This is a genomic window from Roseovarius atlanticus (assembly GCF_019802205.1).
GTDB classification, from domain to species: Bacteria; Pseudomonadota; Alphaproteobacteria; order Rhodobacterales; family Rhodobacteraceae; genus Roseovarius; species Roseovarius atlanticus_A.
In genome coordinates this window covers 1,041,347-1,066,039 of record NZ_JAHVHQ010000002.1, presented here as the reverse complement: position 1 = coordinate 1,066,039, position 24,693 = coordinate 1,041,347, and the positions used below count along the sequence as shown (strand labels likewise).

Genomic DNA, 24,693 nt, shown 5'->3' with positions numbered 1-24,693 from the left:
GCCTGCCCGGGACGGGGGCAAAGCCCCCAAACGCCTTCAGCGCAGCCCGTCCTCGCCCTTGACCTCGTCCACCGTCAGCCCGCCCATCCGGTCGTGGATACGCCCGCCCCGGCTCATGGCCAGCACGAAGAGCAGCTCATCGGAGCGGGGTCCGTCGGGCAAGCCCACTTCCATCCCGTCGAAATGACTGCGCACATAGGCCGCGTTGATATGCCCCAGCGGCACGTCGATCCGGCTCCCCGGCCCGCCCTGCTTCATCGACGACGGCACGATCGCCTTCGCCTCGCCCAGCCGCGCGCGCATCGCGTATCCCCCGGGTACATGCCACAGCGCGGTATGCTCCAGCTCGCCGGCCTCGCCCGCCATGGCGGCCTTGCCATAGCCGTCTATGCCCTCAGGGCCGCCCATCGCCTCGATCAGACGATCGGTCATCATCAGGCCCAGCGGCTTCAGGTCGTCCATCGCCGATTGCAGATCCTCGGCATAGCTGCCCGCGAACGGGTTCTTCACCAGCGCCGCCAAGGCGGCGCGGCGGCGCGGCGTCCCGGCGGCAGGCCCGCCGTCGTGATGGATCTCCTCAACGAAAAGCGCGGTCTTGCGCAGGGTGAAGTCAGGCATGTTCAGGCTCTCTTTCTTCGATCATGGAAGTCTCGCCGACGGTCACGCACTGCCCCCGCAGGCTCAGGCAGGCCGCATGGATCACGCCCCGCGTCACCAGTCCGGCCGCATGGGCGCGCCCGGCCTCCAGCGCCTCGGCAACCTCCGCCGGGGTCAGCGCCCCGACCGCCCGCGTCACCGCGCGCGCGCCAAGGTCACTGTCCGGCGACACCTCGCAGGCCGGAACACGGGCAATCCCCGGATGCCCGGGCAGGTCCACGGTATTGGCGATCATCGTCGCGGCCGCGTCGGCAATGGCGGCACTCCGCGCCAAGACCGTCACCGAGTCGGCAATTCCAAGCGAATGGCTCCGCCCACCGGCACCCGAGGTCGCCACGCCGCGCACCGGATCCCCGGACCGCACCGCCACCTGCCCCGGCTCGGGGCCCGCAATGGCCGCCCGCATGACCTCGCCGGGTCCGATGTGAAAAGCCACATCGCCGCCATTGTTCACATAGGCCTTGCGCACGCCCGTCCCGTCCAGCACCGCACGCAATATCGTCTCGGCCCCGGCCCCTGCCACCGCCGCCATCGGCGTGATGAACTCCGGCGCAAAGGGCCGGACCGCCTCGACCATGCGCCGCGCCGTCTCTCCCTCCACAGGCCCGCCCACGGGGCTGCGCAAGCGCGGCAACTCCGTCACCAGCTCTTTCAGCAAAGTCCCGAACCGCGCCACCGCTCTCTGGAACGCCGCCTCCCGGCCAGGCCCCTCGATCCCCACGATCATGTCGATCGGCCCGTGATGCAGGTGCAGCCTTTGCCCGTCCGGCAACCAGTTCGCCTGCGCGCCCGGCATCACTCGCCCTCCACGACACGCACCGCGCTGCCGTATTCGCCGCCATGCTTCAGGATATCCGCGACGGTCCGCACCGCTGCATCATGCCCGCCCAGCGCCCGGTAATCCGCCCGGCTAAGGGTGAATTCGAGCGGCGCCACCAGCGCGGGCGTCGGCACATGCCCGAACGATCCTTCCGGCATCTTCAGAACGTCCACCATCAGCGTGATCCCGCCCCCGGGCCAGACAAAGGCCGGCGCCCCGCCACAGGTCACCCGCGTCTTCAACGCCTGCACCGAGCGGGTCAGCTTCACCGGGTTCTGCGTCACCCCCGAGCGCAGCGACCCGCCCGCCCCCGCCTGGAACATCACCGTGCACAGCGCCGGCTCGCAATTCTCGGCAATCAGCGCCACCGACGGCTTCAACGCCTCCGGCAACTCCGCCTCGCGCGGTTGCAAGTCGTCGTCCAGAACGTAATACCCGTGATGTTCCCCCGTGGTGCTGACCATCAAAAGCGTCAGCCCCGGCCGCGCGCCTTTCTTTTCCAGCCACGGGTTCAGGATCGCCAGCGGGTCGTCCAGGTCGGTGCCGCCCCAGCCCTGCCCCGGCTCGGCCACCCGGAAATACCGCCCCGGCGTCGACCGGCGCCCCTTGATCCGGATGCCGGTATCGGGCCAGCCCAGCACCTTGCCCGCCTGGTGCTCGCTGACCACGCCGGTGATGTGGTCGTCCACCACCACCACCTCGTCCACCAGCCCGTGCCACTGGCTGGCGAACATGCCGATGGTGGCCGAACCGCAGCCGACGCGCATCCGCTCCTCGCGCTGACCGTTGACCACGGGCGCCTGCCCGGCCTGAACGACCACCGTCGCGCCGTCGTCGATCTCCAGTTCCACCGCCTCGCGGTTGCACAGCCGCAGCAGCGCGTCGCAGGTCGCGCGCCCCTCGGGTTTGCCGCCGCCGGTCAAGTGATCCACCCCGCCCAGCGACAGCATCTGCGAGCCATATTCCGACGTGGTCACATGCCCTACCGCCTCGCCGCCGCTGCGCACGGTCGCGGCCTCATGCCCGAGGTGCCGGTCGGTGTCGATCTTCACCTTCACCCCGCAGTAGGAATAGATCGCCTCGGTCACCACGGTGACGAAATCGGCCCCGTCGACCTCGCGGCTGACGATGAAGGGCGCGGGCTTGTAATCGGGATAGGTCGTGCCCGCCCCGACGCCGCTGACGAACACCTCCTCGCCGCCCAGGATCTCGCCGTCCCATTCCGGCCCGAGGAACGGCTTCACCGCATCGCCCTCGGCCACCCTACGGTCCAGTATGGTCAACGGATCGCAGCGCACGATCCGGCCATCCTCGTTGGCATAGCGATCACACGCCCCGATCTTGCCCGGCGCGATATAGCACATCACCGGGCAGGCATCGCAGCGGATCTTCTCCTCGCGCCCGCGCTCAGCCATGCCCGGCCTCCCGGATCGCCGCCAGTACCCTGTGCGGCAGTGCGGGCAGCTCGGTCACCAACGCCCCGGTCCCATCCCGGATCGCGTTCAATATCGCGGGGGCGGTCGGGATCAGCACATGCTCCCCCAGCCCCTTGGCGCCCATCGGCCCTTCCGGGTCCGGCACCTCCAGGAAAATCGTCTCGATCTTAGGCATGTCGCCCGTGGTGGGGATCAGGTAATCGTGCAGGTTCTCCGTCCGCCCCGGAATGAACTCTTCCATCAACGCCAGGCCCAGCCCCTGCGCGATGCCGCCCTCGACCTGCCCCTCGGCCAGTTGCGGATTGATCACCCGGCCCAGGTCGTGCGCCGCGGTGATCCTGTGGACCTTCACCGTCCCCAGGCGCATGTCCACCGACAGTTCCACCAACTGCGCGCCATACCCGTAGACGGCATAGGGCACCCCTTGCCCGTCCTCGTCCAGCGGCTGCGTCGGCGGATCGTAACTTTCCTCGGCCCACAGGACATAGCCATGCGCCTGCTCGGACAGGTCTGTCAGATCAATCCTTTGCTCGCGCTCGCCATCGCTCACGCGCAGCACGGCGCGGTCCAGCCGCAACACCGCCTCCGGCCCCATATTCGTCTGCTTCAGGATCAGCACCCGCAAGGCCCGCCCTGCCCTCAAAGCCGCACTTCCGGTCACGTAGGTCTGGCGCGATCCGGACGTCTTCCCGCAATCCGGCGTCAGCGCGGTATCGGCCCCGATGATCTCGAACTGCGCCAAGGGCAGCCCCAGCGCATCCGCCGCGATCTGCGGGATCACCGTGTTCGACCCCTGCCCGATATCCACCGCGCCCTGGTGCAGGCACAGACGCCCATCGCCCGTCAGCCCGATGCGAATGGTCGACGGATTGGCGATGGCCGTATTCCCGCATCCGTACCAACAGGAGGCGATACCAACGCCATGCCGAATGTGTCCGCCCCTTGCGTTGGCGACATCGGCCCGGCGCAAGGCGTCCTGCCATGGCGTCTCCAATGCCTCCAGGCACGCCCCGATCCCCACGCCGTAAAGCGTTTGACCGCACACCGTCGCTTGCCCATCGCGCAGAGCGTTCAACCTGCGGAACGCCAACCGATCCATCCCCAGCTGGTTGGCAAGGTCATCAAACATCGTCTCCTGCAGGATCGCCGCCTGCGGCACGCCGAACCCCCGGAACGCGCCGGAGATGGGCTGATAGCTGTAATTCGCCCGAGCCTCGGCGTGGTAGTTTGGAATGAAATACGGCCCCGAGGCATGGACCGGCACGCGCCCGGCCACGGTCGGCCCCCAACTTGCATACGCCCCCGTATTGAAATCGCCGTCGAACTGCATCGCCACGATCCGCCCTTCGGCGTCGGCCGCGAGCGTGCCACGCATGTCCGACGGGTGCCGCTTGGTGGTCGAGGCCATGCTTTCGGCCCGGCTATAGACCATCCGCGCCGGCTGCCCGGTCTTCAGCGCCACCAGCCCGATCAGCGGCTGCAGCGACACGTCCAACTTGGACCCGAAGCCGCCGCCGGTGGCAGCCGGAATGATCCGCACCGCCTCGGGCGGCAGGCCCAGCACGGCGGCGGTATCGTCCCGGTCCATGATCGGCGCCTGCGTGCAGGCCCGGATCACCAGCGTCTCGCCGTCCATCCAGGCGACCCCGGCCTCGGGCTCGATATAGGCGTGCTCGACATACCCCGTCCGCATGGCGCCGTTGACCATGACGACCGCATCGGCCATCGCCTCTCGCGCCATGCCGCGCCGGACCTTGCCCGCGATCAACAGGTTGTCGGGATGCGCGTCGTGCACCGGCCGGTCCGCAGCATCCTCGCGCCAGTTGATCGGAAAACCCGACAGGTCCAGCGTCTCGATGATCGCAGGCTTGCCCGCTACCAGCGCCACCGCCTCGCCCGCCAGCCGCACTCGGTCCTCGGCCAATGCCGGCTGGTCGCGGAACGCCGGGATCACGCCGAAACGGTTGGTCCCGGCGATATCCCTTGCGGTGAAGACGCGCACGCCCTTGTCCGCAGCCCATCCGTCGATATCGCCAAAGGCAAAGGACGCCGGCGCATAAGGGGCCCGCACCGCGCGCACCAGCAGCGCATCCTGCGGCACGACATCCGCGCCATAGGCTTCGGTGCCGCCGACTTTCGCCGCCCCGTCGAGCCGCGCCACGGCCGCGCCCACCGCCCGGCCCGGCTCCGGCATCTCCGCCACCGCACCGGGGGCCGCATCCATCACCGCGTCGATGATCTTGGTGTAGCCCGTGCACCGGCAAAGTACACCGCCCAGCGCCTCCTCGGCCCCGGCCCGTGTCGGGGCGCGCGCGCCGCGCAGATAGGCCTCCGCCGTCATCACCATGCCGGGCGTGCAGATCCCGCACTGCGCCGCACCGTGCCGCAGGAACGCCTGCTGCAACGGGGTGTACTTCTGCCCTTCGATCGTCTCGACGCTGCGACCTTCGGCCTGGCCCAGCGGTGTCACGCAGGCGCAAACGGGCGCGCCGTCCAACAGAACCGTGCACGCTCCGCAATCCCCGGCGTCACAGCCCACCTTGGTGCCGCGCAAGCCCAGACCGTCGCGCAGAACCTCGGACAAGCGCCGTGCCGGGTCCGCCGGCAGAACCTGGCGCTGACCGTTCACGGTCAGGGTACAGGTGTCCATGGGCCGGTTCATCCCGCGCGCCCCTCCGATGCGATATCCGCCACGGCCCGACGCAGCAATTCGGTCGCCGCGCCGGTCCGGTACGCGGCATCGGCGCGGATATCGTCGAGTGGCGACAATGCGTCCGCCACGGCATCGGCATCGACACAATCCGGAAGCGTATGGTTAGCCTTGCGCCCGATCAGCGCCGCCTCCACCGCGGGCAATCGCAGGGCCACCGCGCTGCACGATCCGACCGCCATCGCGACCCGCGACACCGTGCTGTCCGTCACCTCCAGCCGCACCGCCACCATGGCGATCGAGATCACCAGGTATCTCCGCGCGCCCAGCTTCAGAAAGCGTGAGCCTCCCGCCAATGCCGGATGCGGAAGGTGTATCGCCGTGACGACCTCGCCTTGCTTCAGGGCCGTCCTGCGCGGCCCGGTGATGAAGCTTTCCAGCGGCATCCGCCGCAGGCCCGTGGCCGAGGCCAGTTCGACTTCCGCCTCCAGCGCCAGCAGGCAAGGCACCCCGTCCGCCGCGGGCGAGGCGTTGCAGATGTTCCCGCCCAGTGTCCCGGCGTTCTGGATCTGCGCCGCGCCCACCTCTCGCGCTGCCTGTTTCAGCATGTCGCAGGCGGGCGGCAAGTCGGCCTTCACGATATCGCTCCAGGTGGTTGCCGCCCCGATCCGCACACCATCGTCGCCTCGCGCGATCCCGCGCAGGCCCGCCACGCGGCTGATGTCCACCACCGGCCCCTGCAAGGCCCGTGCCGCCGTCGCCGGAAACAGATCGGTGCAGCCCGCCGCCACGCGCCCGCCGCTCTGCGCCAGCAGCGCCAGCGCATCGTCCAGGGTCTCGGGCCTCATGTAACCGCTCACCGCGCTCTCCATGCCGGGGTGCGCTCATCGTGCGCCGCCGCATTTCGCCCTGTCAACTCAAAGCGTTTTGCCGTCACCCTCAGGGATCAACGAGCAGCGAAACGCGTCAAACCCCCACGTAGCGGTCCACGATCGAATGATCCTGCCGCAGCGCCTCCGCACTCATCACCTCGCCGTTGCGCCCGTTCTCGATGAACGCCACCCGGTCGGCCACCGACAGAACCGCATCCACCCGCTGCTCCACCAGCAGGATCGCCACGCCCTGTTCGCGCATCCTGACGATCACCCGCCGGATCGCCTCGATCATCGACGGCTGCAGCCCCTCGGTCGGCTCGTCCAGCAAGAGCGCCTTGGGCTGAATGCACAGCGCCCGCGCCGTAGCCAGCATCTGCTGCTCTCCCCCCGACAGGGTCTGCGCGGGCTGGTCCATCCGCTCTCGCAACCGGGGGAATAGGTCCAGCACCTCCTCCAGCACATCCTTGCCCGCGCCGCGCACCTGCAAGCCGATCTCCAGGTTCTGCGCCACGCTCAGGCCCGCGAACAGCCGCCGTCCCTGCGGGATATACCCGATCCCCGCGCGCGGCACCTCGTGCGGCGGCAGGCTGCCGATATCCTGCCCGTCCAGCGTGATCCGCCCCGACATCAGCGGCAACAACCCCATGATCGTCTGCATCGTCGTGGTCTTGCCCGCACCGTTACGGCCCAGCAGGCACAGGATTTCCCCCGCCTCGACCCGCAAAGACAGGTCCCGCAACACCTGCGCCGCGCCATAGCCCGCATTGACCCCCTGCAATTCCAGCATCATCCGGTCCCCAGGTAAGCCGCCTGAACGTCGGCATTCTCGTGAATCTGCTGCGGCGTGCCCTCGACCAGCATTTCCCCGAAATTCAGCACGCTCACCGTGTCGGCGGTTTCCATCACCACCTTCATGTTGTGCTCGATCAGCAGGATCGTCGTCTCGCCCGCCAAGTCCCGGATCAGTGTCTTGAACGCCTCGATCTCGCCCTCCGACAGGCCCTGCGTCGGCTCGTCCAGGATCAACAGGCGCGGCGCCTGCGCCAGCCCCATCGCAATCTCCAGCAGGCGCTGGTGCCCATAGCTTAGGTTCCCCGCGTCCTCGTCGGCCTGCCCTTCCAGTCCCACACGCCCCAACGCCTCCGCCGCCGCGGCCTCCACCGCGCGGCCCTGCAACCGCCGCCGCGCCGCCAGCGCCACATTCTCCCGAACCGGCAAACGCGGAAAGATCGAGGTGATCTGGAACGTGTACGCCATCCCCTTCAGGATGCGCTTGTGCGCGGGCAGCCGCGTGATGTCCTCGCCGTCGAAGGTCACCGTCCCCGAGCTTGGCGGAATGCGACCGCAGATCATCCCCACCAGCGTCGTCTTGCCCGCCCCGTTCGGGCCAATCAGCGCCCGCACCTCCCCCTGCGGCAGATCGAAATCCACACCGCTCACCGCCTGCAACCCGTCAAACGACTTGGACAGCCCCCGCACCTTCAGCAGCATCACGGCAACCCTTTCCACAGCCGCCGCCGCACTTCCCCGGTCAGGCCCTGCGGCGCGAACAGCGTCAGCGCCACCAGTGCCACGCCCGCGATCAGCATGTAGGCCGAGGTCAGGCCCGAACTGAGGTCGATCAGGTAGAACATGAAGAGCGTGCCCACGAACGGCCCCAGCACCGTGCCCGCCCCGCCCAACAGCACCCACAACAGCGGAAAGATCGAATACTGAACCGACCCGAACGTGGCCCCCGCATAGCCGAACAGCAGGCCGTAAAACGCCCCCGCCGCCGCCGAGATCGTCCCCGACACCACCATCGCCGCCAGCTTGTGCGCATAGGTATCGTAGCCCAGCATCCGCACCCGCTCCTCGTTTTCGCGGATGGCGATCAGCGTCCGCCCGAACCGGCTCTGCACCAGCCACAACGACAAAAGGAAACACACCGAAAACAGCCCCCACGCCGCGAAATACCGCGCGGTCGGGGCGCTCAGGTCGATCCCCCACAGCACCCTTTGCGCCTGCTGGATCACGAATCCCTCGTCGCCCCGCGTGTATTCCCCGAAGTAGAGGATCGCCAGGTACCCCGCCTGCGCGAACATCAGCGTCACGATCATGAACGCCACGCCCGAGGTCCGCAGCGCCAACAGCGCCAGCCCCCCGGCCACCAGCGCCCCCGCCACGATCCCCGCGATCAACGCAGGCGCGGGCGTGAACCCCGCGTGCTGGATGGTCAGCCCCATCCCGTACATGCCAGCGGCAAAGAACAGCGCATGGCCCAGGCTCAACAGCCCCGTGTAGCCGAAAAGGATGTTGTACCCCACGGCATAGCTGGCCAGCACCATGATCCGCGCGATATTCCCGTGGTGATACGCCGGCAGCACGAACTGCAACGCGAACAGCACCACCAGCAGGCCCAGGTGCAGCCCCAGAACGCGCCCGCCCATGCTCATGCCGTTCTGGTCCCAAAGAGGCCCTGCGGCCGGAACACCAGCACAAGCCCCACCAGCAACGTCGCCAGGATCTTTGCCAGTGTCGGCGAGAAGAAGACCGAGATGATCCCGTCGCTCAACCCGATGAACAACGCCGCCAGAACCGTGCCCGGCAGGCTCCCCAGCCCGCCGATGATGACCACGATGAAGGCCAGCAACAACGGCTCCACCCCCATCAGGTAATGCGCCTGCTGGATCGGCACGATCAGCACCGCCCCCAGCGCCGCCAGCCCCGCCCCGATCCCGAAGACCAGCGCATAGACCCGCTCGACCGGGATGCCGAAGGCCAGCGCCATGTCCCGGTCCGCCTGCGTGGCCCGCATCAACAGCCCGATCTTCGTCCGCGCCATCATCGCCCAGACGCCGCACAGCACCGCGCCCGCGGCAAAGATCACGAACAGCTTGTAGGACGTGATGCTCCACCCCCAGGGCTGCGTCATGCCGAACAGCGTCTCGAACCACTCGAACCACGGCAGGTCGATCCGGCCACTGAAGGGCGCCTCCACGGGGCGCGCCTCGGGCCCGTATGTCATCAGCGTCAGTTGCTGGATGATATAAAGCAGGCCAATCGTCGCCACGATCGTCCGCTCGGGATCATATTCTATACGCTTGAGTATGGTCACATCCGCCGCCGCCGCCAGCGCCCCCACGACCAGCGGCGCGATCACCAGCGCGGCGACAAACCCCAGCGCCGGATGCCCGCCCACCATCTGCGCCACGTACCAGGCAATCACCGCACCCAGCATGTAGAACTCGCCATGCGCGATATTCACCACCCGCATCACGCCAAAGACAAGGCTCAGGCCCACGGCGGTCAGTGCCAGCACCGCCGCCGTCACCGCGCCTTCCAGCGTGGCGAGGATAAGGTGGGGTCCGAACTCCATCAGGTCAGGTCACACACCCCGTCCAATCCCGGCATCACAGCGGCTGCGTGGTGTAATCCACCTCGTCGGGATACATCGTGTCGTCGATCGACGTCGTGTGCACCTTCACCAGCCGCCCATCCTCGACCCGGCTGATGTGCTGGTGCCCGAATACCTGGTGCGTCTTGCCGTTGAACCGCTTGGCCCCCTGCGGATGCGCCTGGCTCTCGGGCATCTCGCCCATCGCCTCGACCGCCTCGATCAGCTTCGCGCGGTCGTCCGGCCCGGCATAGCCGGCCTCTTCCATCCCCGCCTTGATGATGTGCAGCGTCTCCCAGCAACCGAACATATGCGCATAGGTCGACACGTCGCTCGGGTCGCTGACCGACGCGCCGTTCTCGTCCACGCCCACCGCCTCGCGATAGAACGTCTCGTGCTCGCTCTGGTCCTCCTGCGCGTAGCGCGGCATCCCTTCCCAGAAATAGGTCCCCTCCAGGAACTCCAGGCCCGGGCTGGAAATATCCACCGCCTCCAGGCTGTCGATGAACCCGAAGATCTCCGGCCCCTGGTCGCCGAAGAACTCGCCCAGCTCCTTGACGAAGGTCAGCACCGCAGGCCCCACCATCACGTGATACAGCACCTCGGTATCGCGCGGGATCTGCGGGAAATACTTGGTGAAAGACGTCTCGCTCGGCGGAATCGCGATCTGCGCCAGCACCTCGCCCCCCTGGTCGGCAATCGCCGCAGAAAAGAAATCCCGGTGATCGTGACCAAAGGCGAAATCGGGGAAGATCATTGTGACCTTCTTGCCCAGGTTCTCCGACACGTAAGGCGCCATCGCCTGCACCTGGCTCTTCACGTCCGTGATGCCCGGCTGCAGCGTATAGCGGTTCAGCATCCCGCTCGCCACGTGATGCCCCTCGGAGACCACGAAATAGGGCAGCTTCAACTCCCCCGCCCGCGGCGCGGACCCGATCACCACGTGGGAAAACAGCGTGCCGAAACCCACGTCACAGCCATGCTGGTTGGCGAATTTCTCCACCACTTCCGCACCGCGCTTGGGGTCGGTGCCGTCGTCCTCTGCGATGATCTCGATCTTCCGTCCGTTGATCCCGCCACCCTCGTTGATCAGCTTCACCGCCGCCTCCGTGGTGCGCCCGTACCAGCGCCCGTACGCGGCCCCGATGCCGGTGCTGTGCTGCTGGAACCCGATCCTGATCGGCTCCGAGCTTTGCGCCTGCGCATACCGCGCCCAAAGCGGCAGGCTCGCGGCTCCGGCGGCGGCCCCGGCCAATGTCTTCAGCGCGCCACGGCGCGACGTGGCCTTTTTCTGATTGGTCATCACGACCTCTCCCTGTTTCTCGATGCGGATTGGCCCGATCCTGCGAAGCCTGCCCCGGTTTGTCCAGCGTTTTAAACCAGCGCCTTACCCCCGTGGCGACGCCAGCAGCCACAACCCGAAGAACGTGTAGGCCACCATGAACACCGCCAGCGGCGCCTGCCCCAGCACCGCGCGCCGCCGGTCGGCCCCGTCGCGCATGGCCAGTGCATGCGCCATCATTATCGCCACGACATGCCCCACCACCACGGCCCCGGCCTGGCTCAGCCAGATCCGCCGCACCGTGTCCTGGGTGTTGAAAAAGCCCGTGGTCACGTAAAACCCGTCCAGGCCCAGCAAATGGGCACCGTTCGACAACGGGTCGTCCAGCATCCGCGCCACGTATTGCCCTTCGACCAGAAACGCCGGCAGGTAATGCGCCACGTGGTACCCCAGCGCGATCGGCAGGATCGACGGCGCGAAGAGGCACACCGCCTGCCGCAGGCTCCGCCCGGTCCCGGCAATCCGTTCGCCCAGCCACAGGCAGGCCGCAAACACCGCCAGCAGCCCAAGGTTGGCCACCACCAGCCCCACGAGGTTCGGCACCACCACCGCCGACCGCCCCGGAAACTCCAGAGGATTGACCCCGATCATCCCCAGCCACCAGAAGGTCTCCTGCAGCCCGTCGAAACTGCCCGTCCCCAGCAGGAACACCATCAGCACCGCCAGCGCCAGCGGCGGCGCCCGCTGCACAACACCCTGCCACCCCCACAGGCCAACCGCCAGCCGCCCGCGCGCCTGGGCAAACAGCCCCATGCGCCCATAGGCCCGCATCATCACCGTCACCATCTCGCCCCGCAGCAGGAACGCAGGCCCGAACAGCAGCACCCCGAACAGCACCGCGTACCAGTAAAGCCCCACGATACTGGCCAACCGCGCCGGATCCGCCGGCGCCGGATCGCACAACAGAAACGCCGCAAAGGCCAGGAACAGCACAACCGCCGGCCAGTATCCCCAGCCGCGCGGATAGCGCATCAACGCCCGCATCCCCGTCCACCGGGCCAACACCGCCACCACCCCGGTCCACGGGTTCGTCCACCGCCAGTGATTGCCGATCAACCCTTGCAGGCTCACCAGCACCACCCACCACACCGCCCAGGTCAACAGCGGCATCGGGTTCTCCATCGGCGTGCGCGCCCCGGCAAAGCCCTGCCAGACGCCGAATGCCAGGATCCCCGTCGCCAGCAGGCTGGTCCCATGCCGCAATGCCCGGCGCGGCCGCCGCGCCAGCGGCACCGGCGCAAACACCGCCTCGCCCGCCCGCGCCGGCAACACCGCCAGCAACAGCACCGTGAGGACGACACTGGCCACCCCCGCCGAGATGTAGACATCCGTCGGCAAGAGCAGCACGAAACTCTGCTCCGACGCGTGCGCCCGCGCCATCCCGCCCCAGAACAGGACAAGGCAGACCGGCAGAGCCCGCCTCACGATCTCTTCTTCTGGCCGGAAATATCCCGGGGAGAGCGTTGAAACGCAGTTTCAACGTGAGGGGCTGGCCCCTCTTCCCAATAAACCTGCGTGGCGCAGCCACTCATTCGGATCACCCCGGGTCGCGAATCAGGCTCTGGCACATGCAATGCACGCCGCCACCCCCTTGGGTGATCATGCTCAGGTCCGGGTCGTAGATGGTGAACCCCAGCGCGCGCAGCTTCTCCTTCAGCGTCTTCGAGCCCTCGGGCAGCAGCACCCGGTCCTGCCCCAGCGCCACCACGTTGCAACCCAGCGCGATGGTTTCCTGGAACGGCACCTCGACGATCTCGATATTCTTGGCCCGCAGCCAGTCGACGATCTCGGGATCGGTGCAATCGGTGCAGACCGCGGCCAGCTTCGGCGCCAGCATCACCACCATCAGGTCGATATGCACGTAGAACGGGTCGATATCGGCCAGCTTCACTTCCCAGCCCTCGGCCTCCATCCACGACGCCACCTGGCGTGCGCCCTGCTCCATGGTCCGGCCTTCCTCGCCTTCCCAGCCGATCAGCACGCAACCCGGCTCGATCACGTTGAAATCGCCGCCCTCGAACGTGCCGGCGGTGACGAAATCGTAAATCGGAACCCCAAGACCCTGGTACGTCTCGATCGCCCGGAAATTCTCGCCCCGGCGCCAGTATTGCGACATATGCGTGATGATCGCGCCATAGGGCGTCATCACCGAACTGTCCCGCGCATAAACCTGGTAGGGCAGTTCCGGATCGGGCACATGGGTGTGCACCTCGACACCCGCGCTTTCATAGGCGCTGACCATCTCGGCATGCTGCTTTTGGGCAATGACAGGGTCGAATTCCACGCCCCGCCGCAGCGTCTTCTTGCTGACCGACGAGGTCTTCAGCCAGCGGTAATTCTCGACCGGCCCCAGCAGCACCGACCGCAACGTGCCATAGTCGCTATCCGCGCCCCAGTCGTTCAGCCTGGGCGTGCCGCCGCCGTCGCGCCGCGCGCGCAGGGTGAAATTGTCAGCCGGTTGATCTTTCATGTCAGCTCTCCTTTGTGCGAGAGGCTGAGCCGATGCCGCCCCCAAGTCAAGCGCGACCGCACCGGCACCGCCATCGTTCACGGTCCTTGCGCAAAACAGAGCCGTTGCGGGCGCGAAACCTCAAGGCCTGTACCGCTCCGCCAGGTCCTCGGTATCCCCGACCGAGGCCAGCTTGACCTCGCGGATCAGCTTCAGCGTCGGTTTCAGGCAAAAGAACACGGACCCCACGATGAACAGCCAGACCGCCACGGTTTCCGTCGCCTTCCACAGAAACAGGATCGACCCGATCAGGAACGAGAATGCGGCGACGAAATCCGCCAGCGTGTGCAGAAGCTCGAAAATGGCGTAAAGCCGGCGTGTCTCGGCATTCACATGGCGCTTGTCCTTGAACATCTGCATGGCACTCTCCCCGGGGTCTGTCGAAAGTCGCGCCCTAGAAAGACCACGCCGCCCGAATTGGCAAGCAAAAGACCCTAATCCTGCGGAAAAGGCACCACGCCATCCGCCGCCAGCCGGTTGAAAAAGCCTAGAACCTCGTCCTCGGTCGCCTGTTCCACCGCGCCCGCGCGCACCGCCTCGCGGCTCCAGACCCAGGATTGCGCCGGGTCGTCGCGCATCGCCCAGTCCGGAAACAACCGCGTCCTTATCGCCCGCTCCATCAGCTTGCGCGGCTCCACGTGCCGGTCATCCTGCCGGATGCGCGCGTAACAGTTCCGAACGGCCTTGTCCGGCCCTTCCAGCAATTGCAGGTACAGGTCCGCCCGACAGATCAGCGCCCCGGTGATCCCGTCCCGCTCGTTGCAGCGCCGCGCATCCAGCAGGATACCGGCCAGCATCGCGTCGTCATATCCGAAGGGGCGAGAGGCATAGATCAACTGGACGAGCGGCATCGTATGTCCTTTTCAAACAAGAAAACGTCTCATTCGCTTGAAACCAGTACGATCTCAGTTTGCTCTTTTACTTTTGCTCCGACCAGTTTGCATAAGGGCCTGCGATAAATCGCAAATGAGTTAGCTGATGCGATATCTTCTGCCCTAATTCGTCCCGGTCACCCCAAGTGCCATACAATACTGAACGAGCTTGCCGCAGTTCACCTCTATTTTCACGTGCGCCATCGTCCATGCTCATATCGAGCAATGTTTCAATCGCTATCGCGATCTCGGTTCTATAGTTAAATAGCTCGGATACATGCTTTTTGGTTTTTTCTGAGCCCACTGAGGCGTCAAAACGAATTTGCGTCTCCCTTAGTTTAGCGAAAAGATCATTTGACTCTACGACCCGTTCGTATCGCTTCTCAAACATGTACCTACGGTCGTTCAGTTTATCTTTCGGAACAGAATCGATTGGGTTTCGCATGTGCTTAAAAGCGTCTTCTATCTGTCCAGACAAAACAATAAGTTCTTCTGCTAATTCAGCCTTTCTACTATTTGAGACCGATTGTCGCGTGGCTTTCAATTGCCAATAAGCGACAGCAACACCCAAGCCCACAGCGATAGTCATTCCCAGTTGTGAAATTGCAGCTAGCCCATGGAATATGTCCGCGGATGTCACCGGCTCAAGCCACCATGCAACGTCGGCACATCCAGCGCCGCAAACCCATAGTGCCGCAGCCACCGCAGATCACTGTCAAAGAACGCCCGCAGGTCCGGGATGCCGTATTTCAGCATCGCGATCCGGTCGATCCCCATGCCGAATGCAAAGCCCTGCCATTCCTCCGGGTCGATCCCGCCCGAGCGCAGCACATGCGGATGCACCATGCCCGACCCCAGCACTTCCAGCCAGTCGTCGCCCTCGCCCACCTTCACCGTCCCGCCTTCAAAGGCGCACTGGATGTCCACCTCCGCCGACGGTTCGGTGAACGGAAAGTGCGAGGCGCGGAAGCGGGTCTTCACCGAGGTGCCGAAATAGGCGGTGAAGAACTCCTCCAGCACCCATTTCAGGTTCGCCATCGAGATGTCCTTGTCGATGGCCAGCCCCTCGACCTGGTGGAACATCGGCGTGTGGGTCTGGTCGTAATCGGCGCGATAGACGCGGCCCGGCGCGATGATGCGGCACGGCGCGCCGTGCTTTTCCAGGTGCCGGATCTGCACCGGCGAGGTGTGCGTGCGCAGCACGTCTGGTGCGCGGTCGTCCCCCTCGGCCCGATGCATGTAGAACGTGTCCATCTCGGCCCGTGCGGGGTGGTGGCTGGGAATGTTCAGCGCGTCGAAATTGTACCAGTCGGTGTCGATCTGCGGCCCCTCGGCCACGGCAAAACCCATGTCGGCGAAGATCGCCGTGACTTCCTCGGTCACCTGGCTGATCGGGTGGATCGTGCCTTCCCGCCGCGGCCGTCCCGGCAGGGTCACGTCCAGCCATTCGCCGCGCAGCCGTTCGTCCAGCGCGGCATCGGCCAGCGCCACCTTCTTGGCCGCCAGCGCAGAGTTGATCTCGTCCTTCAGCGCGTTCAGCTTCGGCCCCATCTCCTGCCGCTCTTCGGGCGTCATCTTGCCCAGCTCGCGCATCTTCAGGGCAACCTCGCCCTTCTTGCCCACGGCCTGCACGCGCAGGTCTTCCAGCGCGGCCTCGTCACCGGCCTCGGCAATGGCACTCAGGTACTTGTCTCTCAGGTCATCCATGGCGTTTCACTCAATCCCGGTTTGAACGCCGGTTACCCCGACTGGCCCATCAGCGCAAGGTCGCGGCATACTCGCGGGTGAATTCCACGTACCCGTCCGAGACGACACCGTGATGCCCCTGCATCATGCCATGCAGCTCCGGCAGGCGGTGGAACGGCACCTGCGGCAGGGCGTGATGCTCGGTGTGATAGGGCATGTTCCACGCCAGGAACCGCACGATCCGGTTGGTATGGGTGGTGCGCGTGTTCCGGAACATGTCCGCCACGAAGGCACAGCGCCCGTGTTCCGCCAGCAGGTACAGCCGCAGGAAAGGTTGTCCAAGCAGCGCCGGCAGGATCCAGACCCAGAACAGCAAGGGCGTCACCACGAGGCTCGCCAGCGCCACGGCGTATAGCGCCAGCATCACCCGCGCCTCCCGCACCACGCGCGGCCGCGCGCGCTCGGGCACGTAATCGCCCGGATCGGCACCCGCCGCATTGCGCAGGGTCTGCCCGATCATGGCCGCCCAGAACGGCAGGCCGGTCACATGCCACAGATAGGCGCGCCAGCCTTCGGGTTTGGCCCCGGCCAGCAGTTCGGGGTCCTTGCCGGGGATGTTGGTGTGCCGATGATGCGCGAGGTGAAAATACCGGAACCACTCGAACGGCTGCACGATCAGCAGGCCACACACCCGCCCCACCGCTTCATTCAGCCAAGGCGTTCGAAACGGCGTCTTGTGCGTCGCCTCGTGTTCCAGCGTGAACAGGAAACAGATCGCGATCCCCTGCGGGATCAGCACCGCCCACCACAAGGGCCAGCCCAGCCCGATCCAGACACCGAACAGCCCGATCAGCCCGAAATGCACCGCCAGCCGGAACAGGCCGGGCGCATTCTCGGCCTTTGTCAGCCCGACCAATTTGTCTCGCGGCAAGGCGGCGATAAACTCCCGGTGATCCATGCGGAAAGCCTAAAGTGTTTCGCGAAAAACCTGAATCACGGATTTTCAGGAAATGCAGTGCTCCGCTCGATCGCTGCACGCGTTCCGCCTTTTGCTGAGGCCTCAGGTCATAGGCGGAACGCTTCAGGTAGCCCCTCGCGCTCCGGCAAGGGGGACCCCCGCTCACGCACGGGTTACTTGACACCCCCAACGACGGACCATAGCGCAGCCGGGCAGGCTTTTTAATTAACAATAGCAGGTCCCTATGCGCAATCTTTCCCCCGTGGACCAGTTCCTCTTCGGGCTGATGAACGCCAGTCTCCTCTTCACGTTGGTCTACTGGATCCTGGGCTTCGACACTCAGTTCGCCACCGGCTTCGCCATCGAGGACGGCCCCGTCGAGTACGGCACCGCCGTCATGTTGTTCGTGTCGGCGCTGGTGCTGGCATGGCACTCCGCGCGCCAGTTCCGCAAAGGCCAGGCGCTGGCCGGGATCTGCCTGTCGATCTACGCGCTGATCTTCGTCTTCGGCACGGGCGAAGAGATTTCCTGGGGGCAGCGCATCCTGGGGCTGGAGACGCCCGATGCCCTCCGGGAAGTCAACTTCCAGGAGGAAATCACGCTGCACAACATCGTCGTGGGCGGCAAGCAACTGACCAAGACGGTGTTCGGCAGCGGGCTGACTGTCGCGATCCTGCTCTACCTGCTGGCGTTGCCGGCGCTTTATGGCAAATCCCGCCTTGTCACGCGCATCGCGGATCGCCTGGCCTGGCCGGTGCCGTCTTGGCGCCACGGGATCATGGCCATTGTCGCCAGCGTGGTGATGCTGGTGGTCGAGATCCCCCGCCAGTGGGAGGTGTACGAATTCGTCTTCAGCCTGCTGACCACGTCGATCTTCCTGGCGCCTGCCAACACCGCCACGTTCGGACGGCCAGACGCGGCCTGAGCCGCATCCACACGCTCGCCCCGGACCGGGCCAGGGGAAATCAGGCCGCTGACGTGCTGCGCAAGTCGCGCACTTCGCGGTCATGCGCCGCCAGCAGCCGCTTGGCCTTTTCACTCAGTTCGGATTGCCCGTCGCGGGTCTGCACAATGGTGCGTACCATGTCTCTGCCTCCTGGTTTTCCGCCCTTTCCGGGCCGTTGTGTCAAAAGGCATCACACAACTTTGCGGAGAAAGTATGTCTGTTTTTAGAAAATTGTTACCGATCAAGACACAATGAAAAACGCCGCCGGGGTGACCCGACGGCGCTCGTTTCTTGTCCCTCGAACGGCAGGCTTACGCGGTCAGCGCGCCTTTTGCCTGTTCCACGATGGCGCCGAATGCGGCGGGTTCGTGCACGGCCAGATCGGCCAGGACCTTGCGGTCCACTTCGACACCGGCCAGCGACAGGCCGTTGATGAACCGCGAATAGGTCAGCGATTCGTCATGGGCGCGCACGGCGGCGTTGATCCGCTGGATCCACAGCGCGCGGAAGTTCCGCTTGCGGTTCTTGCGGTCGCGCGTGGCGTACTGGTTGGCCTTGTCCACGGCCTGTGCCGCCACCTTGAAGGTGTTCTTGCGACGGCCGTAATAGCCTTTTGCGGCGTTGGTGATTTTCTTGTGACGGGCGTGGGTAACGGTCCCACCTTTGACTCTCGACATGTCTCGAACCTCCTCAGCGTGCGTAGGGCATCATCGGCTTGATGATACCTTCATCAGCCTTGCAAAGCGTCGTGGTGCCACGCGCGTTGCGGACGAATTTGTTGGTCCGTTTGATCATGCCGTGGCGCTTGCCGGCCTGGCCAGCCACCACGCGGCCCTTGGCCGTCACCTTGAACCGCTTCTTGCAGCTCGATTTCGTCTTCATCTTGGGCATTTCCGGCTCCTCTTGATGGTCGGTCTTATGCGCGACTCGGCATGCCACTTCGGCCGGCCGCGCGAATGAGAGCGCCGTATAGGACGGGCGCGCGCGCAAAGCAAGGGGGTTTGCCCCGGTTTGCGACCGCCCGGGAAACGGGACGTGCCCCAGGCGCTTGCCAACACGCACCCGCAGGGCTAGACCGGATTTTCCCAACCCACGGGAGGCGCCAGTGTCCACCACCCTCCGGCTCGCCATGGCAAGCATCTTCGTCGGTGCGATCGTGCTCGCGATCAAAAGCCTGGCGTGGTGGCTGACAGGCTCGGTGGCCCTTCTGTCGGATGCCCTGGAAAGCACCGTCAACGTGGCCACGGCCATCGCGGCGCTCATCGCGATCCGCATCGCCGCCATACCGGCGGATTCCTCGCACCCCTACGGCCACCACAAGGCCGAGTTCTTCAGCGCCGTGCTCGAAGGCGTGATGATCATCATCGCCGCACTCGTCATCCTGCGCGAGGCCTATCGCGGCTTTCTCGATCCCGCAGCACTCGACATGCCGATCGAGGGGCTTCTGATCAACGGCGCCGCCACGATCATCAACGCGCTCTGGGCCTGGGTCCTGGTCACCCGCGGCCGGGCCAATTCATCGCCCGCGCTCGTCGCCGACGGCCGCCACCTGTGGACCGATGTCGTCACCTCGGCGGGCGTCGCGCTTGGCGTCCTTCTGGCGATGATCACCGGCTGGTGGGTGCTCGACCCGATCATGGCCGCCATCGTCGCGGTCAACATCCTCTGGTCCGGCTCGCGTGTCGTGCGCGAGTCGCTCAGCGGCCTGATGGACGAGGCCGTATCCGATGAAACGCTCGACACCGTGCGCGGGATCATCGCGACCGAGGCCGGCGGCGCGGTCGAGGCGCATGACCTGCGCACCCGCCACGCCGGGCAGGCGACCTTCATCGACTTTCACCTCGTCGTGCCGGGCGACACCACGGTCTTCGACGCGCACGAGATCTGCGACCGGGTCGAAGCCGCCCTGAAACAGGCGGTCGAGGGCGCGCGGATCACCATCCACGTGGAGCCCGAGCACAAGCAGAAGCATTCCGGCATCGTCGTGCTGGACTGACCCCCGGCCCCGCCTCGCGTCAAAGCGCCATTTGCGCGAAAAGCCGATTGCCGGTAACATCCGGCCCAGGGAGGATCGGCAGGCTGGACAGGAAACGCCATATCGACAAGGTCGTGAACGCGGTGAATTCGCCCAGCGCCGCCGCGCGCTCGGCGCTGGCCGCGTCCTGGCACCGCTCGATGGAACGGCACGGCCTCGACCCCGCCGCCCCGGCGCAGGGCCAGCGCGTCGATCACAGCGTGGTCGACGAAAGCCGCGCCCGCCTCGACCGCTTCATGACCATCGCCGCCCCCAAGCTCGACCAGCTTTTCGGTCTCGTGGGCCTGTCGGGCTGCGGCGTCCTCTTGACCGACGAAAGCGGCGTCATCCTCGACCAGCGCTGTTCCGACGGCGACCGCACCACGTTCGAGGACTGGGGTCTCGCCGTCGGCGCCGACTGGTCCGAGGCCGCGGAGGGCACCAACGGCATCGGCACCTGCCTGACCGAGAAACGCCGCATCACCATCCACCGCGACGACCACTTCCTCGCCCGAAACATCGGCATGAGCTGCATGGACGCGCCGATCTTCGGCCCCGATGGCGGGCTTCTGGCCGCGCTCGACGTCTCCTCGGCCCGCGTCGACCAGACCGAGGCCTACAACCGCCTGATCGCCGCGATGGTCGACCAGACCGCCCACGCGATCGAGGCCGATTTCTTCCGCGCCTCCTATCCCAAGGCCCGCATCGTGGTGGCCGATTCCGCCGAAGGCAGCGCGGCGACCCTGCTGGCCGTCGATGGCGACGACATCGTCATCGGCGCCACCCGCGAGGCCCGCAAGGCTCTCGGCCTGTCGCCCAGCGGCGCCTTCACGCCCCGCCCCGCGTCGGACATCTTCGGCCGCGAGGACGGCCCCCGCGGCTTCGAGAAGGCCGAGCGCGCCGCCGTCGTGCGCGCCCTCACCCGCGCGAACGGCAACGTGTCCGAGGCCGCCCGCGCGCTGGGAATCGGCCGCGCCACCCTCTATCGGCGCATGAAACGGCTGGGGCTGGACGACACCTGACCCGACCTGTCTCAGTTCTGAGACACCCCCGCGTCCCCACCGCTTGCCCCCCTCCTGACGAATCGCTCTTCGCACGTCACCCCTCTTCTCACGACTTCGGGCGGAGGACCCGAGGCGACCAGGAGGAACCAACATGAACGAACAGACGCAACTCTCGGCGGAATTCCAATCGCCGTTCAAGACCCGTTACGACAACTTCATCGGCGGCAAATTCACCCCGCCCGTGAACGGCAAGTATTTCGACAACGTGACCCCGATCACCGGCCAGCCGGTCTGCGAAATCGCCCGCTCGGATGCCGCCGACGTGGAGCTGGCGCTCGACGCCGCCCACGCGGCCAAGGATGCCTGGGGCCGCACATCGGCCACCGAACGCGCCAACATCCTGCTCAAGGTCGCCGACCGGATCGAGGAAAACCTCGACCTGATCGCCGTGGCCGAGACATGGGACAACGGCAAACCGATCCGCGAGACCGTCAATGCCGACATCCCGCTCGCCGTCGACCATTTCCGCTACTTCGCCAGCGTCCTGCGCGGCCAGGAAGGCGCGATGTCCGAAATCGACGCCGACACCGTCGCCTATCACTACCACGAGCCGCTTGGCGTCGTGGGCCAGATCATCCCGTGGAACTTCTCGGTGCTGATGGCGGCATGGAAACTCGCCCCGGCGCTGGCTGCCGGCAACTGCATCGTCCTGAAACCGGCGGAACAGACCCCCGCCGCGATCATGGTGCTGATGGAGGTCATCGCCGACCTTCTGCCCGACGGCGTTCTGAACATCGTCAACGGCTACGGCGCCGAGGTGGGCGCGGCGCTGGCCAAATCCAACCGCATCGCCAAGATCGCCTTCACCGGCTCCACCCAGACCGGCCGCACGATCATGCAATACGCGACCGAGAACCTCATTCCCGTCACGCTGGAACTGGGCGGCAAGTCCCCCAACATCTTCTTCTCCGACGTGATGGCCAAGGACGACGCCTTTCTCGACAAGGCGATCGAGGGTTTCGTGCTCTTCGCCTTCAACCAGGGCGAGGTCTGCACCTGCCCCAGCCGCGCGCTGATCCAGGAAGACATCTATGAAGAGTTCATCGCCCGCGCCATCGAACGCGTGAAAGCCATCAAGCAGGGCGACCCGCGCCTGATGGACACGATGGTGGGCGCACAGGCCAGCCGCGCACAGCAGGACAAGATCCTCAGCTACCTGCAGATCGGTGTCGAGGAAGGCGCCGAGGTGCTGGCCGGCGGTGCGGCGGCCCAGATGGAGGGCGAGCTGTCCGAGGGTTACTACATCCAGCCCACCATCCTGAAAGGCCACAACAAGATGCGCGTCTTCCAGGAAGAAATCTTCGGCCCCGTCGTCTCGGTCACCACCTTCAAGACGGAAGAAGAGGCGCTGGAGCTTGCCAACGACACGATCTACGGCCTTGGCGCCGGGGTCTGGTCGCGCGACGCCAACACCTGCTACCGCTTCGGCCGCGGCATCCAGGCCGGGCGCGTCTGGGTCAACAACTACCACGCCTACCCGGCCCACGCAGCCTTCGGCGGCTACAAGCAGTCGGGCATCGGGCGCGAGAACCACAAGATGATGCTCGACCATTACCAGCAGACCAAGAACATGCTGGTCAGCTACAACCCCAACAAGCTGGGTTTCTTCTAGGATCGGATCGGGGCGGCACGATGTGTCGCCCCTTTTTCACGCCAGGGCCGTCCATCCGGCCTCAGGTCAGGTACCTTGCCACCACCTGCACGAAGACATTGGGTATCTCGTAGATGTCATACCCGCCCGGCTTGTTGCTGATCGCCCAGAACACCATGACACCCGCTGCGATGACCGTGAGCGCCGCCACCCGCGGCGCGTGCCCGTCCGAAATCGCCGCCAGGATCGCCGGGATCGAGAACACCCCCAGAACCAGGCCGATGACAAAGATAAGATCGGGATCCATTGCACAGATCCTCCCTGAACTGCTCTGCCGGCGAGTATAGCCCAGTTCAGTCTTGGTCAGTCGAAGAAAGTTCCTTTTGATTACAGGGCGCTACCCGCAGGATATTGGTCGTACCCGGCACGTTGAACGGCACGCCCGCGGTGACGATCACCAGGTCGTCCTCGGTGGCGTATCCCTGCTTCAGCGCGGCGCGCGTGGCGTTCTGCACCGCCATCTTGAACCGCGACAGTTCCGGCGTCATGACGCAGTCGGTGCCCCAGTTCAGTGACAGCCGCCGCGCCGTGTCGCGCACGTTCGTCATGGCGATGATCGGCACGCGCGGCCGCTCCCGCGCGGTCAGCAGCGCGGTCGTGCCGCTTTGCGTAAAGCAACAGATCGCCGCCACATCGGTGGTTTCCGCGATTTCCCGAGCCGCGGCGACGATCCCGTCGGCCACCGTGGTGCGGTCGGCCTTGCGCGAGGCTTCGATGATCTCGGTATAGGTCGGATCCTCCTCGACCTCGCGGGCCACGTTGTCCATCGTCTGCACCGCCTCGATCGGGTACTCGCCCGCCGCCGACTCCGCCGACAGCATGATCGCGTCCGCGCCCTCGTAAATCGCCGTGGCCACGTCGCTGACCTCGGCGCGGGTCGGCATCGGGCTGGAAATCATCGACTCCAGCATCTGCGTGGCGATGATCACCGGCTTGGCCGCCGCGCGGCACTTGCGCACCATCCGCTTTTGCAAGGGCGGCACGTTCTGCACCGGCAGTTCCACGCCCAGGTCGCCGCGGGCCACCATGATCCCGTCAACCTCTTTCAGGATGGCATCGAAATCCGTCACCGCCGACGGTTTTTCCACCTTCACCATGATCGCCGCGCGCCCGCGCACCAGCGCGCTCGCCTCGATCACGTCCCGCGCCCGCTGCACGAAGCTCAGCGCCAGCCAGTCCACGCCCAGCTCGCAGGCGAACTCCAGGTCGGCGCGGTCCTTATCGGTCAGCGCGGCCAGCGGCAGCACCACGTCAGGCACGTTCACACCCTTGCGGTCGGAAATCGTGCCGCCGGTGACAACCTCGGTTTCGGCATAGTCATTGCCGCATTTGGTGACCTTCAGGCGGATCTTGCCGTCATTGACCAACAATCGCGCGCCGGGTTTCAGCGCCTGGAAAATCTCGGGATGCGGCAGGTTCACACGGTCGATCGTGCCTTCTGCATCATCCAGGTCCAGCCGGAACGACGCGCCCTCCTCCAGCTCTTCCGACCCGTTCTTGAAGGGCCCGACCCGCAGCTTCGGCCCCTGCAGGTCCGCCAGGATGGCAATCGGACTGTCCAGGTCCTGCTCGACCTTCCGAATGATCTCGTGCTTGGCGCGGATATCGTCCTGCGTGCCGTGGCTCATGTTCAGCCGGAACACATCCGCCCCCGCCTCATGCAGAGCCCGGATCGTCTCATAGGTGTCCGATGCCGGGCCCAGCGTGGCCACGATCTTCACATTGCGATAGCGTCTCATGTCTGTCCTTACCTTATTGTCCAGCCGGCGTTAGCGCTAAACTTACGCAGGGTTATTACTTAATTCCCATTCCATGACAACTGACATAAAAGTGGCGG

Annotated in this window: 25 protein-coding genes; 4 read left to right on the top strand and 21 right to left on the bottom strand. The window is 65.9% G+C overall.

The annotated features are described in order from the left end of the window. Positions 1 to 36 precede the first annotated feature (36 nt). The 17 genes from KUV49_RS05340 to KUV49_RS05260 all read right to left on the bottom strand — a co-directional run bounded on the left by KUV49_RS05340 (position 37) and on the right by KUV49_RS05260 (position 17,139). The gene (locus KUV49_RS05340; RefSeq protein WP_222451941.1) at positions 37 to 618 is read right to left on the bottom strand and encodes an amino acid synthesis family protein; all 582 of its coding nucleotides are present in this window, start codon (positions 616 to 618) and stop codon (positions 37 to 39) included. After that, entirely contained in the window at positions 611 to 1,453 is an 843-nt protein-coding gene (locus KUV49_RS05335; RefSeq protein ID WP_222451940.1) for a UPF0280 family protein, read from the bottom strand. The genes KUV49_RS05340 and KUV49_RS05335 overlap by 8 nt, the downstream gene beginning before the upstream one ends. Further along, complete coding sequence (locus KUV49_RS05330) at positions 1,453 to 2,892, bottom strand: 6-hydroxynicotinate reductase (protein ID WP_261391403.1); 1,440 nt, start codon at positions 2,890 to 2,892, stop codon at positions 1,453 to 1,455. The genes KUV49_RS05335 and KUV49_RS05330 overlap by 1 nt, the downstream gene beginning before the upstream one ends. Continuing rightward, positions 2,885 to 5,563: a molybdopterin-dependent oxidoreductase gene (locus KUV49_RS05325; protein WP_261391404.1), complete on the bottom strand. Its 2,679-nt coding sequence runs from the start codon at positions 5,561 to 5,563 to the stop codon at positions 2,885 to 2,887. Before KUV49_RS05325 ends, KUV49_RS05330 begins: the two co-directional genes overlap by 8 nt. A gap of 8 nt (positions 5,564 to 5,571) precedes the next feature. After that, entirely contained in the window at positions 5,572 to 6,423 is an 852-nt protein-coding gene (locus KUV49_RS05320) for an FAD binding domain-containing protein (RefSeq protein WP_315899552.1), read from the bottom strand. Positions 6,424 to 6,529: 106 nt separating this feature from the next. Then, positions 6,530 to 7,225 carry an ABC transporter ATP-binding protein gene (locus KUV49_RS05315; RefSeq protein WP_222451938.1) on the bottom strand — a complete coding sequence of 232 codons (696 nt, stop codon included), beginning with the start codon at positions 7,223 to 7,225 and terminating at the stop codon, positions 6,530 to 6,532. Next, positions 7,225 to 7,932: an ABC transporter ATP-binding protein gene (locus KUV49_RS05310; protein WP_222452091.1), complete on the bottom strand. Its 708-nt coding sequence runs from the start codon at positions 7,930 to 7,932 to the stop codon at positions 7,225 to 7,227. The genes KUV49_RS05315 and KUV49_RS05310 overlap by 1 nt, the downstream gene beginning before the upstream one ends. Further along, positions 7,929 to 8,873, bottom strand: a complete 945-nt coding sequence (locus tag KUV49_RS05305) for a branched-chain amino acid ABC transporter permease (protein WP_222451937.1) — start codon at positions 8,871 to 8,873, stop codon at positions 7,929 to 7,931. The genes KUV49_RS05310 and KUV49_RS05305 overlap by 4 nt, the downstream gene beginning before the upstream one ends. Beyond that, positions 8,870 to 9,796 (bottom strand): branched-chain amino acid ABC transporter permease, encoded by a 927-nt coding sequence (locus KUV49_RS05300; protein WP_222451936.1) that lies wholly within the window; start codon positions 9,794 to 9,796, stop codon positions 8,870 to 8,872. The genes KUV49_RS05305 and KUV49_RS05300 overlap by 4 nt, the downstream gene beginning before the upstream one ends. 34 nt (positions 9,797 to 9,830) lie before the next feature. After that, entirely contained in the window at positions 9,831 to 11,117 is a 1,287-nt protein-coding gene (locus tag KUV49_RS05295) for an ABC transporter substrate-binding protein (protein WP_222451935.1), read from the bottom strand. A gap of 84 nt (positions 11,118 to 11,201) precedes the next feature. Next, on the bottom strand, positions 11,202 to 12,581 hold the full coding sequence (locus tag KUV49_RS05290; protein ID WP_315899551.1) for a hypothetical protein: 1,380 nt from the start codon (positions 12,579 to 12,581) through the stop codon (positions 11,202 to 11,204). Positions 12,582 to 12,693: 112 nt separating this feature from the next. Then, positions 12,694 to 13,626 (bottom strand): dimethylarginine dimethylaminohydrolase family protein, encoded by a 933-nt coding sequence (locus tag KUV49_RS05285; RefSeq protein ID WP_222451934.1) that lies wholly within the window; start codon positions 13,624 to 13,626, stop codon positions 12,694 to 12,696. A 120-nt stretch (positions 13,627 to 13,746) separates the two neighbouring features. Then, complete coding sequence (locus tag KUV49_RS05280; protein WP_152494155.1) at positions 13,747 to 14,025, bottom strand: YrhK family protein; 279 nt, start codon at positions 14,023 to 14,025, stop codon at positions 13,747 to 13,749. A gap of 74 nt (positions 14,026 to 14,099) precedes the next feature. Next, positions 14,100 to 14,516 carry a BLUF domain-containing protein gene (locus tag KUV49_RS05275; RefSeq protein WP_222451933.1) on the bottom strand — a complete coding sequence of 139 codons (417 nt, stop codon included), beginning with the start codon at positions 14,514 to 14,516 and terminating at the stop codon, positions 14,100 to 14,102. 67 nt (positions 14,517 to 14,583) lie between these two features. Next, positions 14,584 to 15,126: a hypothetical protein gene (locus KUV49_RS05270; RefSeq protein WP_222451932.1), complete on the bottom strand. Its 543-nt coding sequence runs from the start codon at positions 15,124 to 15,126 to the stop codon at positions 14,584 to 14,586. A gap of 47 nt (positions 15,127 to 15,173) precedes the next feature. Then, the gene (gene pheS / locus KUV49_RS05265) at positions 15,174 to 16,244 is read right to left on the bottom strand and encodes a phenylalanine--tRNA ligase subunit alpha (protein ID WP_222451931.1); all 1,071 of its coding nucleotides are present in this window, start codon (positions 16,242 to 16,244) and stop codon (positions 15,174 to 15,176) included. Between the two features lie 49 nt (positions 16,245 to 16,293). Beyond that, positions 16,294 to 17,139 carry a fatty acid desaturase family protein gene (locus tag KUV49_RS05260; RefSeq protein ID WP_261391406.1) on the bottom strand — a complete coding sequence of 282 codons (846 nt, stop codon included), beginning with the start codon at positions 17,137 to 17,139 and terminating at the stop codon, positions 16,294 to 16,296. Positions 17,140 to 17,425: 286 nt separating this feature from the next. Between KUV49_RS05260 and KUV49_RS05255 the strand changes: the two genes are divergently transcribed. Beyond that, positions 17,426 to 18,106 carry a hypothetical protein gene (locus KUV49_RS05255; protein WP_222451929.1) on the top strand — a complete coding sequence of 227 codons (681 nt, stop codon included), beginning with the start codon at positions 17,426 to 17,428 and terminating at the stop codon, positions 18,104 to 18,106. Positions 18,107 to 18,438: 332 nt separating this feature from the next. On the opposite strand, the gene rplT is transcribed toward KUV49_RS05255, so the two are convergent. Next, the gene (rplT, locus tag KUV49_RS05250) at positions 18,439 to 18,804 is read right to left on the bottom strand and encodes a 50S ribosomal protein L20 (RefSeq protein ID WP_152494161.1); all 366 of its coding nucleotides are present in this window, start codon (positions 18,802 to 18,804) and stop codon (positions 18,439 to 18,441) included. 13 nt (positions 18,805 to 18,817) lie between these two features. Further along, on the bottom strand, positions 18,818 to 19,018 hold the full coding sequence (gene rpmI / locus KUV49_RS05245) for a 50S ribosomal protein L35 (RefSeq protein WP_057790554.1): 201 nt from the start codon (positions 19,016 to 19,018) through the stop codon (positions 18,818 to 18,820). 214 nt (positions 19,019 to 19,232) lie between these two features. Between rpmI and KUV49_RS05240 the strand changes: the two genes are divergently transcribed. The 3 genes from KUV49_RS05240 (at position 19,233) to adh (ending at position 22,817) form a co-directional block, all read left to right on the top strand. Then, positions 19,233 to 20,123 carry a cation diffusion facilitator family transporter gene (locus KUV49_RS05240; RefSeq protein WP_315899550.1) on the top strand — a complete coding sequence of 297 codons (891 nt, stop codon included), beginning with the start codon at positions 19,233 to 19,235 and terminating at the stop codon, positions 20,121 to 20,123. A 47-nt stretch (positions 20,124 to 20,170) separates the two neighbouring features. Beyond that, complete coding sequence (locus KUV49_RS05235) at positions 20,171 to 21,163, top strand: GAF domain-containing protein (RefSeq protein WP_261391410.1); 993 nt, start codon at positions 20,171 to 20,173, stop codon at positions 21,161 to 21,163. 133 nt (positions 21,164 to 21,296) lie between these two features. Beyond that, positions 21,297 to 22,817: an aldehyde dehydrogenase gene (gene adh, locus KUV49_RS05230; RefSeq protein WP_222451928.1), complete on the top strand. Its 1,521-nt coding sequence runs from the start codon at positions 21,297 to 21,299 to the stop codon at positions 22,815 to 22,817. A 61-nt stretch (positions 22,818 to 22,878) separates the two neighbouring features. On the opposite strand, the gene KUV49_RS05225 is transcribed toward adh, so the two are convergent. Together KUV49_RS05225 and pyk are read right to left on the bottom strand one after the other, a co-directional pair. Further along, a complete protein-coding gene (locus KUV49_RS05225) occupies positions 22,879 to 23,103 on the bottom strand; it encodes a hypothetical protein (protein ID WP_222451927.1) in 225 nt (74 codons plus the stop codon). 46 nt (positions 23,104 to 23,149) lie between these two features. Then, positions 23,150 to 24,595, bottom strand: coding sequence for a pyruvate kinase (gene pyk, locus KUV49_RS05220; protein ID WP_152494166.1), 1,446 nt, complete (start codon positions 24,593 to 24,595; stop codon positions 23,150 to 23,152). Positions 24,596 to 24,693: the final 98 nt, after the last annotated feature.

Excerpts from the sequence above, each read along its gene's own strand:
- KUV49_RS05285 (WP_222451934.1), bottom strand. The coding sequence starts at position 13,626 with ATGAAAGATCAACCGGCTGACAATTTCACCCTGCGCGCGCGGCGCGAC.
- KUV49_RS05325 (WP_261391404.1), bottom strand. The coding sequence starts at position 5,563 with ATGGACACCTGTACCCTGACCGTGAACGGTCAGCGCCAGGTTCTGCCG.
- KUV49_RS05295 (WP_222451935.1), bottom strand. The coding sequence starts at position 11,117 with ATGACCAATCAGAAAAAGGCCACGTCGCGCCGTGGCGCGCTGAAGACA.
- KUV49_RS05275 (WP_222451933.1), bottom strand. The coding sequence starts at position 14,516 with ATGCCGCTCGTCCAGTTGATCTATGCCTCTCGCCCCTTCGGATATGAC.
- KUV49_RS05225 (WP_222451927.1), bottom strand. The coding sequence starts at position 23,103 with ATGGATCCCGATCTTATCTTTGTCATCGGCCTGGTTCTGGGGGTGTTC.
- KUV49_RS05280 (WP_152494155.1), bottom strand. The coding sequence starts at position 14,025 with ATGCAGATGTTCAAGGACAAGCGCCATGTGAATGCCGAGACACGCCGG.
- rpmI (WP_057790554.1), bottom strand. The coding sequence starts at position 19,018 with ATGCCCAAGATGAAGACGAAATCGAGCTGCAAGAAGCGGTTCAAGGTG.
- KUV49_RS05340 (WP_222451941.1), bottom strand. The coding sequence starts at position 618 with ATGCCTGACTTCACCCTGCGCAAGACCGCGCTTTTCGTTGAGGAGATC.
- KUV49_RS05315 (WP_222451938.1), bottom strand. The coding sequence starts at position 7,225 with ATGCTGGAATTGCAGGGGGTCAATGCGGGCTATGGCGCGGCGCAGGTG.
- KUV49_RS05255 (WP_222451929.1), top strand. The coding sequence starts at position 17,426 with ATGCGCAATCTTTCCCCCGTGGACCAGTTCCTCTTCGGGCTGATGAAC.
- rplT (WP_152494161.1), bottom strand. The coding sequence starts at position 18,804 with ATGTCGAGAGTCAAAGGTGGGACCGTTACCCACGCCCGTCACAAGAAA.
- pheS (WP_222451931.1), bottom strand. The coding sequence starts at position 16,244 with ATGGATGACCTGAGAGACAAGTACCTGAGTGCCATTGCCGAGGCCGGT.
- KUV49_RS05330 (WP_261391403.1), bottom strand. The coding sequence starts at position 2,892 with ATGGCTGAGCGCGGGCGCGAGGAGAAGATCCGCTGCGATGCCTGCCCG.
- adh (WP_222451928.1), top strand. The coding sequence starts at position 21,297 with ATGAACGAACAGACGCAACTCTCGGCGGAATTCCAATCGCCGTTCAAG.
- KUV49_RS05300 (WP_222451936.1), bottom strand. The coding sequence starts at position 9,796 with ATGGAGTTCGGACCCCACCTTATCCTCGCCACGCTGGAAGGCGCGGTG.
- pyk (WP_152494166.1), bottom strand. The coding sequence starts at position 24,595 with ATGAGACGCTATCGCAATGTGAAGATCGTGGCCACGCTGGGCCCGGCA.
- KUV49_RS05335 (WP_222451940.1), bottom strand. The coding sequence starts at position 1,453 with ATGCCGGGCGCGCAGGCGAACTGGTTGCCGGACGGGCAAAGGCTGCAC.
- KUV49_RS05270 (WP_222451932.1), bottom strand. The coding sequence starts at position 15,126 with ATGACTATCGCTGTGGGCTTGGGTGTTGCTGTCGCTTATTGGCAATTG.
- KUV49_RS05305 (WP_222451937.1), bottom strand. The coding sequence starts at position 8,873 with ATGAGCATGGGCGGGCGCGTTCTGGGGCTGCACCTGGGCCTGCTGGTG.